This window comes from Cupriavidus sp. GW822-FHT03E04 (assembly GCF_058801495.1).
In genome coordinates this window covers 44,060-57,339 of the sequence record NZ_JBXANI010000033.1, presented here as the reverse complement: position 1 = coordinate 57,339, position 13,280 = coordinate 44,060, and the positions used below count along the sequence as shown (strand labels likewise).

Below are 13,280 nucleotides of genomic sequence, written 5' to 3'. Positions count from 1 at the left end.
CTCAATGCTTGATGTTCTGTTCGTGAAGCCCGCACTCTTTCGAGTCCTTGCTCTCCCACCACCACCGCCCGGCGCGTACATCCTCGCCAGCGCGCACGGCGCGCGTACAAGGCTCGCAGCCGATGCTGGGGTAACCCTTGGCATGCAGCGCGTTGACCGGCACGTTGTGGCGCTTCAGGTAAGCCCACACCTCGGACTCGCTCCAGTCGGCGAGCGGGTTGAACTTGGGAATGCCGCGTGCCTCGTCCATTTCCTCGAACGGCAGCTCCGAGCGCGTCACCGCTTGCTCGCGGCGCTGGCCGGTCAGCCAGGCGTCCGCGTGGGACAACGCGCGGTTCAGCGGCTCCACCTTGCGGATGCCGCAGCAGTTCTTGCGCAGGTCCACGCTGTCGTAGAACGCGTTCAGGCCGTGGTTCTTCAGGTAGTTCTCCACCGCCTCGGGATCCGGCGTGAAGCGCTCGATGTCGTAGCCGTAATGCGCCTTGACCTCATCGAGCACCTCCAGCGTCTCGGCATGCAGGCGCCCGGTTTGCAGCGTGAACACGCGGATGCCGGCGCGCACGGCCTCGGTGCCGCGCAGGATGGCATCGGTCACCACCATGTCTTCGGCCGCCAGGCTGGACGCAAAGCGGGCGCGGAAAAAGCGGCCGGCGATCTGCGCCAGGCGCAGGCCCAGCGCACGCTCCTTGGCCTCCAGATCCGCCACGCTGCCGGTGTACGCCGGCGCGGTCCACAGCGCCGGCGGGCGCAGTGACGAGACGGCAGCCTCGACGATTGCAATCTCGCTCATGCCGTTTCCTTGCCCAGCGCTTCGGCGCGGTTGCGGCGAAACAGCGGCAGCGGCTCATCCACCGACGCCTGGTAGGCCACGGTGAACTCGGTGAAGCCCTTGATGGCGTCATCGATGTTCTTGTCCGCGCGCACCGCGAAAGCGTCAAAGCCGCAGCGCTTCATGAAGTTCAGCTGGTCGCGCAGCACGTCGCCAATGGCGCGCAGCTGGCCGGTCCAGTTGTAGCGGGTGCGCAGCAGGTAGGCGGTGGAAAAACCACGGCCATCGCGGAACACGGGGAAATCCACCGCCACCACGGCCACGCTGGCAAACGCGGCCTGCGCGTCGGCCGGCTCGTCTTCCGGCGCCAGCCAGATGCCGGTGATGTCGGCGGCGCGGCCAGCCAGCACGCCGTCCTTGTGCGCCAGCCATGCGGTCAGCGGGAACAGCACAGCGTCCTTGCCTTGCGCGGCGGCGACGATCTGCTCTTCCGTCAGGGCCGCGCCCTCGGCACCGCGCAGCACCGTCCATGCGTCGTCGATGATGACCGGAACCGGGTTGGCGCCTTCGCTGCGTTGCAGTTGAATAATCTTTGCCATGTCGTTATCTCCGGTGCTCAGGCTTCGGCGCGTTCGCGTTGTTTGTCGGCGTAGACGCGTTCCTTGAACGGGGCGATGCCGATACGGCCCAGCACGTCGATGAAGCGTTCGTCTTCATGGCGGTTGGCCACATAGGTGTCGATGATGTGCGACACCACGTCCGGCATTTCCTCAGCCTTGAACGACGGGCCGATCACCTTGCCGATGGCGCTCTTGTTGCCTTGCGCGCCGCCCAGCGTGACCTGGTACCACTCCTCGCCGTCCTTATCCACGCCCAGCACGCCGATGTTGCCAACGTGGTGGTGGCCGCAAGCGTTGATGCAACCCGAGATATTGAGCGAGATCTCGCCCAGGTCGTGCACGTAGTCCAGGTTGTCGAAACGCTCCTGGATGGCCAGCGCGATGGGGATCGACTTGGCATTGGCCAGCGAGCAGAAATCGCCGCCCGGGCAGGCGATGATGTCGGTTAGCAGGCCGATGTTGGCGGTAGCCAGGCCGCCCTTCTTGGCCTCTTGCCACAGCGCGTACAGGTCGCGCTTCTTCACGTCCGGCAGCACCAGGTTCTGCTCGTGCGCCACGCGCAGCTCGCCGTAGCCGTAGCGGTCAGCCAGGTCAGCCACCAGGTCGATCTGCGCATCGGTGGCATCTCCCGGGGGCGATGCCGGGCCGGGCTTGGTCGACAGCGTGATCGCCGCGTAGCCCGGCACCTTGTGCGCATGCACGCTGCGGCTCACCCAGCGGGCGAAAGCCTTGTCTTCCAGCAGGTGCTTTTCATACGAAGCGTCGGTGTCCGGCAGCTTGTCGTAAGCCGGGGGCGCGAAATACTGCGCCACGCGGTCGAACTCGGCCTGCGTGATGGTGGCGGGACCATCCTTGCTGTGCTGCCATTCTTCCTCGACTTCCTGCGCGAACTTCTCCGCGCCGATGGCCTTCACCAGGATCTTGATACGCGCCTTGTACTTGTTGTCGCGCCGTCCATAGCGGTTGTACACGCGAATGGCCGATTCCACGTACGACAGCAGGTGCTGCCAAGGCAGGTCGTCCTTGATCACCGAACCCAGGATCGGGGTGCGGCCCAGGCCGCCGCCGGCCAGGATGCGCAGGCGCGTTTCGCCCTCGGCATTGCGGTAAGCGTAGATGCCGATATCGTGCATCTGCACCACGGCGCGGTCATCGGCCGAAGCGGAGATGGCGATCTTGAACTTACGCGGCAGGAACGCAAATTCCGGCTGGAACGTGCTCCACTGGCGCAGCAGCTCAGCCAGCACGCGCGGGTCCACGGACTCATCGGGCGCAACGCCAGCGAAGTGGTCGGTGGTGATGTTGCGCACGCAGTTGCCGGAGGTCTGGATGCCGTGCATCTCGACGCTGGCGAGTTCGGCCAGCACGTCGGGCACGCGCTCCAGCTCCATCCAGTTGTACTGGATGTTCTGGCGGGTGGAGAAGTGGCCATAGCCGCGGTCATACTCGCGCGCGATATGGCCCAGCATGCGCATCTGCTTGCTAGACAGCAAGCCGTACGGAATCGCCACGCGCAGCATGTAGGCATGGCGCTGCATGTACAGGCCGTTTTGCAGGCGCAGCGGCAGGAATTCTTCCTCGGACAGCTCGTCGGACAGGCGGCGGCGCACCTGGTCACGGAACTGGGCTACGCGTTCGTTGACGATGCGCTGGTCGTATTGGTCGTACTGATACATGGTGTGGGTCCGTTCAGTATTCGTTAAATTCAGGAGACGAGCTTGATGGCCACCAGCGTCAGCGTGGTAGCCAGCGCGGCACGCACCAGCCGCTCGGGCAACGCCCGCGACAGTTGCGCGCCCAGCCAGATGCCGGGGATCGAGCCCACCAGCAAGGCCAGCAAAAGGGTCCAGTTCACCGTGCCCAGCCACACATGGCCCAGGCCGGCAAGCGCCGTCAGCGGGACGGCGTAGGCGATATCGGTGCCCGCCACTTCGGCAGGCTTCATGCGGGGATAGAGCAGCAGGATCAAGGTGGCGCCAACCGCACCGGCGCCGATCGAGGACACCGTCACCAGCACGCCGATCACGGCACCCACCACGATGGTGGCAATGGTCTGGGCACGGCCTTCCAGCTGGAACTGGGGGTTGCGGGACAGCCACGCCAGCAGCTGCCTGCGGAACAACAGCGACAATACCGTCAGGATCACCGACACGCCGATGGTCATGCGGATGGCGTGCAGCCACTGCGCGTTGAGTTCACCGGCGCTCTTGAGCACCAGGATGGCCACCACCGCGGCCGGCAGGCTGCCGATGCACAGGCGGCGCACCACCTGCCACTGCACATGGCCGTGGGCGCGGTGCGCCAGCGTGCCGAAACCCTTGGTGATGGCGGCGAAAGCCAGGTCCGTGCCAACCGCCGTGGCCGGCGAAAAGCCGAACAGCAGCGTCAGCAGCGGCGTCATGAGCGAACCCCCGCCTACCCCGGTCAGACCGACGAGGACGCCTACTAGCAGACCGGAAACGGTATAGGCAAGAGACATTGGGGTTCACCGGGCCGGTAAGCGCCCGTTGCTGCCTAAAAGTGAGGCAAGCACACGGAGGTTCCGACCGTTCATTAACAAAGTTCGAGAATCGTAATAAACTGCCCTCATATCTCAAACTAATAAGAAGTTGTTTGTTTATACGAACACAGTTATATGAACCTGCATCAGTTCCGCTTTGTGCGCGAAGCCGTACGTCAGAACTACAACCTGACCGAAGCCGCTAAAGCGCTCTACACGTCACAACCCGGTGTCTCCAAGGCCATCATCGAGCTGGAAGAAGAGCTCGGCGTGGACATCTTTACCCGCCACGGCAAGCGCATCCGCAGCCTGACGGAGCCCGGCCGCCGCATCCTGGAGTCGGTAGAAAAGATCCTGCAAGAAGTGGAAAGCCTGAAACGCGTAGGCAAGGACTACGCCGCCCAGGACCAGGGCAACTTCACTATCGCCACCACCCACACGCAGGCGCGCTACGCCCTGCCCCGGGTGATCGCGGAGTTTACCAAGCGCTACCCCAAGGTGCGCCTGTCCATACAACAGGGCAATCCCGCCCAGATCGCCGACATGGTGCTGCACGACCACGCCGACATCGGCATCGCCACCGAAGGCATCTCGGCCGACAAAAACCTCATCTCCCTGCCCGGCTACCAATGGCAGCACGTGGTCGTCATGCCCCCCGACCACCCCCTGCTAGAAAAGAAGCACCTGGCGCTGGAAGACCTGATGGGTTACCCACTCATCACTTATGATCCCAACTTCGCCGGCCGCCCCAAGATCGACAAAGCCTTCGAGCTGCGCCACCTCAAGCCCGACATCATCCTGGAAGCCATCGACGCCGACGTCATCAAGACCTATGTGGAGATCGGCCTGGGCGTGGGCATCGTCGCCGGCGTCGCCTTTGACGCCGAGCGCGACCGCAACCTGCGCGGCATCCCCGCCGGGCACCTGTTCGGCACCAATGTGACGCACCTGGCGGTGAAGCAAGGCGCCTACCTGCGCAGCTTTGTGTATACCTTTATTGAGCTGTTCTCCCCAACGCTCAACCGCAAGCTGGTAGAACAAGCCATGTCGGGCGACCACGAAGCCTACGAACTCTGACGCACCCCATCCAGCGCGGCTGACCAAATATGGATAGCCATCAGCCGCGCCATGCCAGCCCCGCCACGGCGCCCCGGATGCAACCGGCGCGCGGCAGGGACGGATCACCTTGAATGGCCAACCCCGGTTGGCCAGACTTATCAGCACAACGCAGCACAACCCATTGGCCGCCCCAGGCAGCCAGAAAGACCCTATGACAGAGCAAGCCACCATCCACTGGACCGAAAACGGCGAAGAACGCAGCGCAAACTGGCAATCCGAAGCCGGCACGCCCCCGCCCAAGCGCGTCGTCATCGCTGACGACACCACCACCGGCGACACCGCCTACCGCCTCGCCTGCGAAGGCACCGCCATGCTCTGGCGCGGCGACTTCCAAAACGCCCGCCAGCTGCTCCAGGCCCTGGCCCGCCGCGCCGACAAGCCCAAGAAAGCCGCCAAGGCGTCCAAGGTGCCCAAGGCCAAGCCCACCCCCACCGAAGCCTTCCACCTGCACCGCCAGGCCCAGTCCCAGCGCGCCCGCACGCTCTCCATGCTGCTGCTGCCCTTTGACGCCGACCACCTCGTGCCCCTGCGCCGCTCGCCGGATGTGCGCGAAGCCTGCCTCGAAGCCTACGGCGAGGTCGACGCCCCCTACGTGGCATCCATGCGCGAACTCCTCGGCCTGATCGGCGCCCACGAGTGGCGTAAAAAAGGCGTGGAAATCCCCGCCCTGGCCGAACGCATCCACCCCTACTACGGCGTGTTCTCCCCCGTGCGCGGCGAATACATCGATCTGGTGGCCAAGGCCCAGCTACCCGCCGGCGCCCTCAACCTCGCCTTCGACATCGGCACCGGCACCGGCGTGCTGGCCGCCCTGCTAGCCCAGCGCGGCGTCAAGCGCGTGATCGCCACCGACATGGACCCGCGCGCACTCGCCTGCGCCAGCGACAACATCCACCGCCTGAAGGCCGCCGCCCAGGTCGAAGTGGTGGAAGCCGACCTCTTCCCCGAAGGCCGCGCCCCGCTGGTGGTGTGCAACCCGCCGTGGGTACCGGCACGCCCCAACTCGCCGATTGAACGCGCCGTGTATGACCCGGACTGCCAGATGCTGAAGGGCTTTATCGCCGGGCTGGCGGATCACCTGGAGCCCAAGGGCGAAGGCTGGCTGCTGCTGTCGGACCTGGCCGAACACCTGGGCCTGCGCACGCGGGACCAGTTGCTAGGCTGGATCGATGCAGCCGGGCTGAAGGTGCTGGGGCGGCTGGAGGTGAAGCCGAACCACCCGAAGGCTGCGGACATGACCGACCCGCTGCACGCCGCGCGCGCGGCTGAGGTGACTTCGTTGTGGCGCTTGGGTATCAAGTAAGCTGCAGCCGATAAACCGGGCGACGCTCGTCGCCTAGGTCTGAAGACAACCAGAGCCTTTAATGTTGCGCTCTGTTGTCTCCCCTCTCCCGCCTGCGGGAGAGGGGCGGGGGAGAGGGCGGGAGCCCGCAAGAGCGACACGCGCCCAACCCGCAAAAGCCCCCTCCCCGGCCCCTCCACACGGCGCACGCACTCAAAACGCGATAGGCGGATCAAAGGCATCGATCTCCGTCGCCCAGCCCTCCCTCTCCCCACATCGGACGCGTGAAGCCGGTATCGCCTTCGCAGCCTGCTGGACAAGCACGCACCTTTCCCCCGGCAGAAGGTATCCGATGGATGGTCGCTCCGGAAGCATCATGTCCTCCATTGCGCCCTAGAGTTGCGCGTAGATGTAGATCATCCCCTTATCACCTCGCTGATACCCGGCGCGCTCGCCTAAAAAAGTCTCTGAGGTGTATAAATCGACCGGCACTATCATGCCTGCCTCAAAATGTTTCGCCATTCAGCCTGATGCCTAGTACACAGGATGACGCTTGTTCGACTAGATACCTGCCGTCGATCCGATGCACAACATGAACGGTCGCAGGGGCACGCCTACGGTAGTGCAGAATCGTCAGTATCAGACCCGCCAACACGACGAATTCCAAGGAAAACAAGACCGCCGCATCGCGGTGAATCGTTGGGCTCGGTAACCCAGGGGCTAGCAGCCTTAGCTGAAATAGCATCCACACGAGGGGCAATGCAATGGCGTTGCAGACGCCAAGTGCTACAGGCAGGCTGCGAGGAATGCGCCAGGCGAATCCTGCCGCGCCCAACGCCAACCCGATGATTAGCAGGCACCCCAAGGCAAAGGGCTTCGACACAGCCAGCCACGCCGGCAGAAACCAGCCTAGCAGCAGGCCGAGCGCCAGCATGCCCCCGGCAAGCAAAGCAAGGCGCAAGGTCTTGCGTTCATCGAGACGTGCGCGCAGCTTGGCCGCCCAGGATTGCACGGGTGTCGATATCAGCTTTACGTGGTTGTCTGCGCTGATCTCCAGTGCGATCCATTTTGCTGCGAACGCCACGACTTTCCCATGCGCATTGACGGCGTATTGGGCACGGCTGCCATCGTGAAAGTGAATGTCATGCGAAACCATGCCGGCCACACCCGTCATGTCGTGTTCAATGACCTGGGCCGGGTCACCGATGTCCATGCTCGCCACGCGGTCCAAACGCAGCGCCACCGGCTCGGTAGGATAGGCAACCCCCATCACGCCGGCACTCACGATGCCATAAAGACCGCCGTCTGCACGCAACATGACTCGCTTCGCAACCTTGGCGGCGATCATTCCCGTCTCCATATCAGCCAGTTCAGGGGACCAGGACAGGCAGGAAAAATCGCGCATCTGACTATGCCCCCGCACTCGTGTCGGTGTTCGCAATCAACTGGCAGCCACACTCTGTGCGGTCCCCCTCGCATGCCACAACGCCGCCTTCGACCGTTAGCCCGGAGCTCGCCTCCACGATCTTGTTAGTGCCGTGCGGCCGGCCATCCGGGTAGCTCAGCGGGCAACTGACGAGGTCCCCCAGGCGCGCCATTGGCTGGCCGTCCAGTAAATCGCTGGCGGACCCACTGATGACTTCGCCGCCATGCGTGGTCTTATCGCCTTTCTTGATGCGCTTCTTTGGCATTTGGATTGGCTTTGCGACTATTGGGTTACCACCACTTCGACACGCCGGTTTGCAGCGCGACCAGCGATGGTCTTGTTATCGCCAACGGGTTCGCTATCGCCCTTGCCAATCGCTTCGAGTCGGCCCTTGGCGACCCCTTGACTTGCAAGACACTCGCTGACGACGGCGGCGCGTTCTTCGGATAACACCTGATTGGACGGAAAGCGCACGCTCTTGATGGGCTGGTTGTCGCTGTGGCCGATCACTTGCACCTTACCTTGCACCTTGTTGATTTCGCTGGCCACTTTGTTGAGCGTTGGCAACAGTCGCTTGTTCACATCAGCCTGGCCGGCACGGAACATGTCATCGCCCCGGAATACCACGGTCGTACCTTGGTCGTTGTCATGGACCGCTACCACGCCACGTGCGATCTCATCCTTGAGCAATTCGGCCAAATGCAGCACCTGGGGCGCCGGTGGCGGCGTCATCCTGCCAATGGCCTCAATCTGCTGCACCACATCATGCTGCCTGAGCAGCAAATCGTATTTCATCCAAGCGAACAACCCCAAGATAACGACGGCAAGCACTGAAGCCGTCGTCCACGGCGACACACTGTACAGACGGCGAAAGCGCCCCGGCGGCGCGGGTTCAATGTGCGGCGACAGTTCGTTGGGGACGGGGCCGTAGTGCTTCAGCAGCAAGTCGTACAAGCGTTGCCGAATCGTGTAATGCTGCCGGTCTCCGTCGGTCATCCTGCGATAACGCCCCATGAATCCCAGGGACATCAAATGGTAGATCAGTTCGATGACCGCAATATGCTCGTGGGGCGATTCCACCAGACGGCCCAGCACTTGATATACCTTCTCGCCGCCCTGATTGTCCTGGTGGTGTTGAACCAGCAGACTGTGGTTGGCCCACCAGCCCTGTCCCCATTCGTGCTGCAAGGCTACGTCGTCCAGCGCCGTGCAGATGGCATAGTGCGAGGCAATGACATGTTCGCGCTTGACGTTGGCGCGCTCGACCAGTGCCTTGAACGTGTCGAGCTCTTCGTTGATCAGCTCGCGCAGACGTTCCGTTTCCGCCGGAGCCATGCGCTCCGGTAGGTCGCAGAGACAACGAACCAAGCGCCGTGCTGCCTCCAATATTAGATTCGGGGCACGCTGCACATCGGCGAGACGCTGCTCAAAAGTATGCGGCGGCTGCGAATCGCTACCGGCTGCTGGCTTGTTGTCCGGCTCGGGCGAGGGGATGCCTTGCGGGTCCATGTCGGCCATCTTGCTTAGACTCCGTTCGTGACCGGATGGGGCTCATCGGTCACCGTGTAGCCCAAGTCGCGCAGCTTCTGCTTGACCAGCTCGCGCTGCTCCTTGGAATAGGTCACGTCGTCCTCGATCTTGAACGGCATGTCGATGTTCAGCGTCTTGACAAGGATGTTCAGCGCGTAGTCGCGGGCGCGTAGATAGCGCAGTTCTTCCGGCGTCATGGCCGATTCGCTGCCATCCGCGTTATAGCGGCGCAGTCCGATATCCTTGATCGGCATGGGGTCGTTCAGCACGGGAATCAGCACCGGCACAAATTTCGGTGTGCGCCATGCGCGGAACTGGTAGAAGATCATGAGTGGGTCCCTTTTCCCGTCACGGTCATCCGCACTCAGCGCACGCGTCATCAGTTCCATACTGCCGGGGTCGTCCAGCAGCGCGAGGCCGAAGACCGCGCCGACGCACACCCCGTAGTTTTTTGCCGCTAGATAGGGCTTCAGATCGGCGATGCGCTGCTCCGGTGGCACGGGCATCTGCGCCATTGTGAGCAGAAGGTTCTTGTTTTCCTCCTCCTTTGGAGGTTGGAGCTTCGCTTTCAGAATCGGGTAGACCTCGGCACGGGGGTTCTCGATCAAGCCAAATACGCTGTTGTCTCTACCGCCCTCTCCCAGCCCGTGCGCCAACAAAAGAGCTGATTCCAGCGTAGGCACCTTTCGCAGAAAGCTATAGGCAATGTACCTCGTGGTGCTGCTTGTGTTTGGGTCATCCGCGATAGCGCGGACCTCCGGCACGATGGCATTCTGTTGCCGGCGAACATAAGCATAAGCTTCATCCCACTGCCGGTGGTTGATCATTTGTGCCAGGCTAGGCATATCCGGTTGCTCCTGTATGACTTGATCTTGCGCAGCACACACCTGTGGTACTGCTACGCTGCAGGTGAGCAGCAGACTCAGGCAAAAACGCCTTGCCCAGCGTTGTCGGACGGTGGTGCCCATACGCTGCTCAACAGTTCGCGGCGGCGGAATCCAGCGAGGGGGCGGCTGCGAATCGTTACCGGCTGCTGGTTTGTTGTCCGGTTCGGGCGAGGGGATGCCTTGCGGGTCCATGGCGGCCATCTTGCTTAGACTCCGTTCGTGACCGGATGGGGCTCATCGGTCACCGTGTAACCCAAGTCACGCAACTTCTGCTTGACCAGCTCGCGCTGCTCCTTGGAATAGGTCACGTCGTCCTCGATCTTGAACGGCATGTCGATGTTCAGCGTCTTGACAATGATGTTCAGCGCGTAGTCGCGGGCGCGTAGATAGCGCAGTTCTTCGGGTGTCATGGCCGATTCGCTGCCGTCCGCGTTATAGCGGCGCAGTCCGATATCCTTGATCGGCATGGGGTCGTTCAGCACGGGAATCAGCACCGGCACGAACTTCGGCGTGCGCCAGGCGCGGAACTGGTAGAAGATCATGAGTGGGTCCCTTTTCCCGTCACGGTCATCCGCACTCAGCGCACGCGTCATCAGTTCCATACTGCCGGGGTCGTCCAGCAGCGCGAGGCCGAAGACCGCGCCGACGCGCACCCCGTAGTTTTTTGCCGCTAGATAGGGCTTCAGATCGGCGATGCGCTGCTCCGGTGGCACGGGGATTTGCGCCATCGTGAGCAGGAGATCCCTGTCGCCTTCTTTTGCAGGTGGTCGCATCTGCCCCTTCAGAATAGGGTAAACCTCGGAACGAGGGTTCTCGATCAAGCCGAGTACGCTTGCTTGACCTCCTCCTTTACTAAAGCCTTGCGCCAGTAGCGTCGCCGATTCAAGCGTGGGAACTTTCCGCAGAAAGCCGTAGGCAATTTCCATCGCGGTACTGCTCGTCCTTGGATCGCTCACGATAACGCGGACTTCCGGCACGATGGCATTCTGTTGTCGGCGAACATAGGCATAAGCTTCATCCCACTGTTCGTGGTCGATCATTTGTGCCAGGCCAGGCATATTCGTTTGCTCCTGTATGACTTGATCTTGCGCAGCACACACCTGTGGTACTGCTACGCTGCAGGTGAGCAGCAGGCTCAGGCAAAAACGCCTTGCCCAGCGTTGTCGGACGGTGGTGACCATGCCGTTTTCTTCTCCGTTGACGATTCAGACTTGTTGAGTAGTGCGATCCCGCGTGCCGTAACAATCTCAGAATACTTCGAAGAGGACACAATCTTCGGCACCGTCTTGCAGCACAGCATCTTGCCGCCCACATGCCAGCCATTGCCAACATCCTGTTGCCGTCCTCGTTGCCGGGTATTGGCGTCCAGTGGACCAATGCCGTTCAAACCGGTATAGACATACATCAGCATCCGACGAGACCAGAAATCCTCCAGGTTGTGGCGTTCATCCCTGCCTTGAATTTGCACGTGAACATCGTCCCCCTCGGGGTTATGCGTTGCGGGGTGCCATAGTCCGAGAAAATGCCCGATCTCGTGGGCGAACGTCTGGATGAGCTGATCCTGACTGGAAGGCTGGCCGCCATGCATCTGCTCGGCGGCCACCAGGGCGGTATTGCAAAGCCCCCAGCCAATGCCACTACCGATTGTGGATTCCACCACATACATGTTCAGATGCCTCGCCTTGCGATTCAGACTGGTCACCGCCGGGAACTCGTTCACTGCAGGTTGCCCGTCTTTGGCAGGCTTGACGGTCATCGCCCCTGCCTGCGTCAAGTCGACGGTGTCATTCAGCCATTGCTTGACCTCAAAGCGAACCCCCGCTGCCCGCCAGATGTCATTGATCTTGTTGAAGATGGGTTCAAGCTTTGGACGCTGAAGGGACGGAGGAACCCGTGGAATCTCCGGCTTGCCGGCCTGCCCGATGGACACAAAATGCACAGCCACAGCGACGTTGACGGGGTCGTAGACCTGCACAGCCAGTGTGTGTAGTAGCGGCCCGCTGGGACTGCCATAGCGCACTTCAATTGCGGCGGTCGTTCCTTCCGCTTTGTTGCGCAGACCAGCGATTCCCGTCAACTCGATCAAGTCACCCGTCGCCTGACTGATCTTGACCGTGCTCTCATCCGTGCTGACGAAGCTCAGCGGCACGCTTGCCCCGACATGCAGGCGCAGCAGCAACAGGTCAATTCTCTGTCCAGCCATCAGGCTCACGATTGGCCCTTCATGCTCCCGGTAGCCGCGCTCGTCCAGTTCGGGCCTGCTCGGATGAAAGGTGGCCGATTCGTTGTACCGCGCGAAACGCACCGGTACAAACCGGTGTCCATCGTAGATTTCGCGTGCCAGCGGTTTTGGCGACGGTCCCGGCTTGGCAGATCCGACCGTGCCTTTGTCTTTCGGTCGTGGCGGGGGCGGGACGGTACATGGCTCCATGGTGCCCGGAGGGGCGCTGCCGCCGCCCGCTGCCAGCTTGGCGACGAAGTCGGGGTGAAACTGCTTGACGTTCGAGCCAGTGAGATCGCGGTGAAAGCCAAACGCCTGCGACGGATCGATCTTGCTGCCAGCGAGTTCGTGCCGCTCAATTTCGCCATTGGGCTCGAAGCCGCTGTCCACCTGAAAGCGCAGGATCGCGTCCTCGATTTCGATGTGGTCCAATTTGTCATCGGGCGTCTGCGACACAGCCACTTGCCCGGGACGTACGGACCGATAAGGCTTGTCGTAGTAACCCAGCACCATCAGGCGACGCTTGGCACCCTGGATGCCCATCGTCGTTGTGCCGTCGGTTTTCTCGTCATCGCTGTAGTCACGCGCGGTCAACTGGATCAGCGTGCCAAGAATTTCCAGTTCGCCTGTGATGCCGGGTTGCAGGCCCGGCAAGAGAATCTGGCCGTTGGCCCCAGTCGTGCCTTCGCTGTCCGTTTGTCCAGGGATGCGCAGTTTGTAGCTGAGGCCAGCCAACCCGCGCTCGGCCTCAGTGCGGGAGATACCCGGAAACAGTTGGAAATAGATGCGCAATGGGCGCAGCGGTAGCACCACCTTGCACACCGCGCCGCCCGGCTTGAGGGTCAACTCCGGATTCGGCGCGGGCCACGCGGGCGTTCTTGCAGGCGGCTTTTGCGAAGGATGTGTGGAATGGGTCGCCATAAGCC

12 protein-coding genes are annotated in these 13,280 nt (G+C 62.3%); 2 read left to right on the top strand and 10 right to left on the bottom strand.

Annotation, left to right across the window (positions count from 1 at the left end):
- Window position 1: 1 nt before the first annotated feature.
- From AC1RQC_RS34580 to AC1RQC_RS34565, 4 genes are read right to left on the bottom strand one after another with little or no spacing between them, the layout of a single operon-like run.
- The gene (locus AC1RQC_RS34580) at window positions 2-790 is read right to left on the bottom strand and encodes a phosphoadenylyl-sulfate reductase (protein ID WP_492886025.1); all 789 of its coding nucleotides are present in this window, start codon (window positions 788-790) and stop codon (window positions 2-4) included.
- Window positions 787-1,368 carry a DUF934 domain-containing protein gene (locus AC1RQC_RS34575; RefSeq protein ID WP_492886023.1) on the bottom strand — a complete coding sequence of 194 codons (582 nt, stop codon included), beginning with the start codon at window positions 1,366-1,368 and terminating at the stop codon, window positions 787-789. Before AC1RQC_RS34575 ends, AC1RQC_RS34580 begins: the two co-directional genes overlap by 4 nt.
- Window positions 1,369-1,385: 17 nt before the next feature.
- A complete protein-coding gene (locus AC1RQC_RS34570; protein WP_309404690.1) occupies window positions 1,386-3,065 on the bottom strand; it encodes a nitrite/sulfite reductase in 1,680 nt (559 codons plus the stop codon).
- 29 nt (window positions 3,066-3,094) lie between these two features.
- Complete coding sequence (locus AC1RQC_RS34565) at window positions 3,095-3,868, bottom strand: sulfite exporter TauE/SafE family protein (RefSeq protein WP_183036659.1); 774 nt, start codon at window positions 3,866-3,868, stop codon at window positions 3,095-3,097.
- A gap of 156 nt (window positions 3,869-4,024) precedes the next feature.
- Between AC1RQC_RS34565 and AC1RQC_RS34560 the strand changes: the two genes are divergently transcribed.
- Together AC1RQC_RS34560 and AC1RQC_RS34555 are read left to right on the top strand one after the other, a co-directional pair.
- The gene (locus AC1RQC_RS34560; RefSeq protein WP_183036660.1) at window positions 4,025-4,966 is read left to right on the top strand and encodes a CysB family HTH-type transcriptional regulator; all 942 of its coding nucleotides are present in this window, start codon (window positions 4,025-4,027) and stop codon (window positions 4,964-4,966) included.
- A gap of 193 nt (window positions 4,967-5,159) precedes the next feature.
- Entirely contained in the window at window positions 5,160-6,311 is a 1,152-nt protein-coding gene (locus tag AC1RQC_RS34555; RefSeq protein ID WP_183036661.1) for a 50S ribosomal protein L11 methyltransferase, read from the top strand.
- A 484-nt stretch (window positions 6,312-6,795) separates the two neighbouring features.
- Here AC1RQC_RS34555 and AC1RQC_RS34550 read toward each other — a convergent pair whose 3' ends face one another.
- From AC1RQC_RS34550 to AC1RQC_RS34525, 6 genes are all read right to left on the bottom strand, one after another.
- Window positions 6,796-7,638 (bottom strand): hypothetical protein, encoded by an 843-nt coding sequence (locus tag AC1RQC_RS34550; RefSeq protein ID WP_492886020.1) that lies wholly within the window; start codon window positions 7,636-7,638, stop codon window positions 6,796-6,798.
- Between the two features lie 61 nt (window positions 7,639-7,699).
- On the bottom strand, window positions 7,700-7,981 hold the full coding sequence (locus AC1RQC_RS34545) for a PAAR domain-containing protein (RefSeq protein ID WP_492886018.1): 282 nt from the start codon (window positions 7,979-7,981) through the stop codon (window positions 7,700-7,702).
- Window positions 7,982-7,998: 17 nt separating this feature from the next.
- On the bottom strand, window positions 7,999-9,234 hold the full coding sequence (tssL, locus tag AC1RQC_RS34540) for a type VI secretion system protein TssL, long form (protein WP_492886016.1): 1,236 nt from the start codon (window positions 9,232-9,234) through the stop codon (window positions 7,999-8,001).
- 5 nt (window positions 9,235-9,239) lie between these two features.
- Window positions 9,240-10,334, bottom strand: coding sequence for a hypothetical protein (locus AC1RQC_RS34535; RefSeq protein WP_492886014.1), 1,095 nt, complete (start codon window positions 10,332-10,334; stop codon window positions 9,240-9,242).
- Window positions 10,335-10,339: 5 nt separating this feature from the next.
- Window positions 10,340-11,314: a HEAT repeat domain-containing protein gene (locus AC1RQC_RS34530; protein ID WP_492886012.1), complete on the bottom strand. Its 975-nt coding sequence runs from the start codon at window positions 11,312-11,314 to the stop codon at window positions 10,340-10,342.
- Window positions 11,269-13,275 carry a zinc-dependent metalloprotease family protein gene (locus AC1RQC_RS34525; RefSeq protein WP_492886010.1) on the bottom strand — a complete coding sequence of 669 codons (2,007 nt, stop codon included), beginning with the start codon at window positions 13,273-13,275 and terminating at the stop codon, window positions 11,269-11,271. The genes AC1RQC_RS34530 and AC1RQC_RS34525 overlap by 46 nt, the downstream gene beginning before the upstream one ends.
- Window positions 13,276-13,280 lie beyond the last annotated feature (5 nt).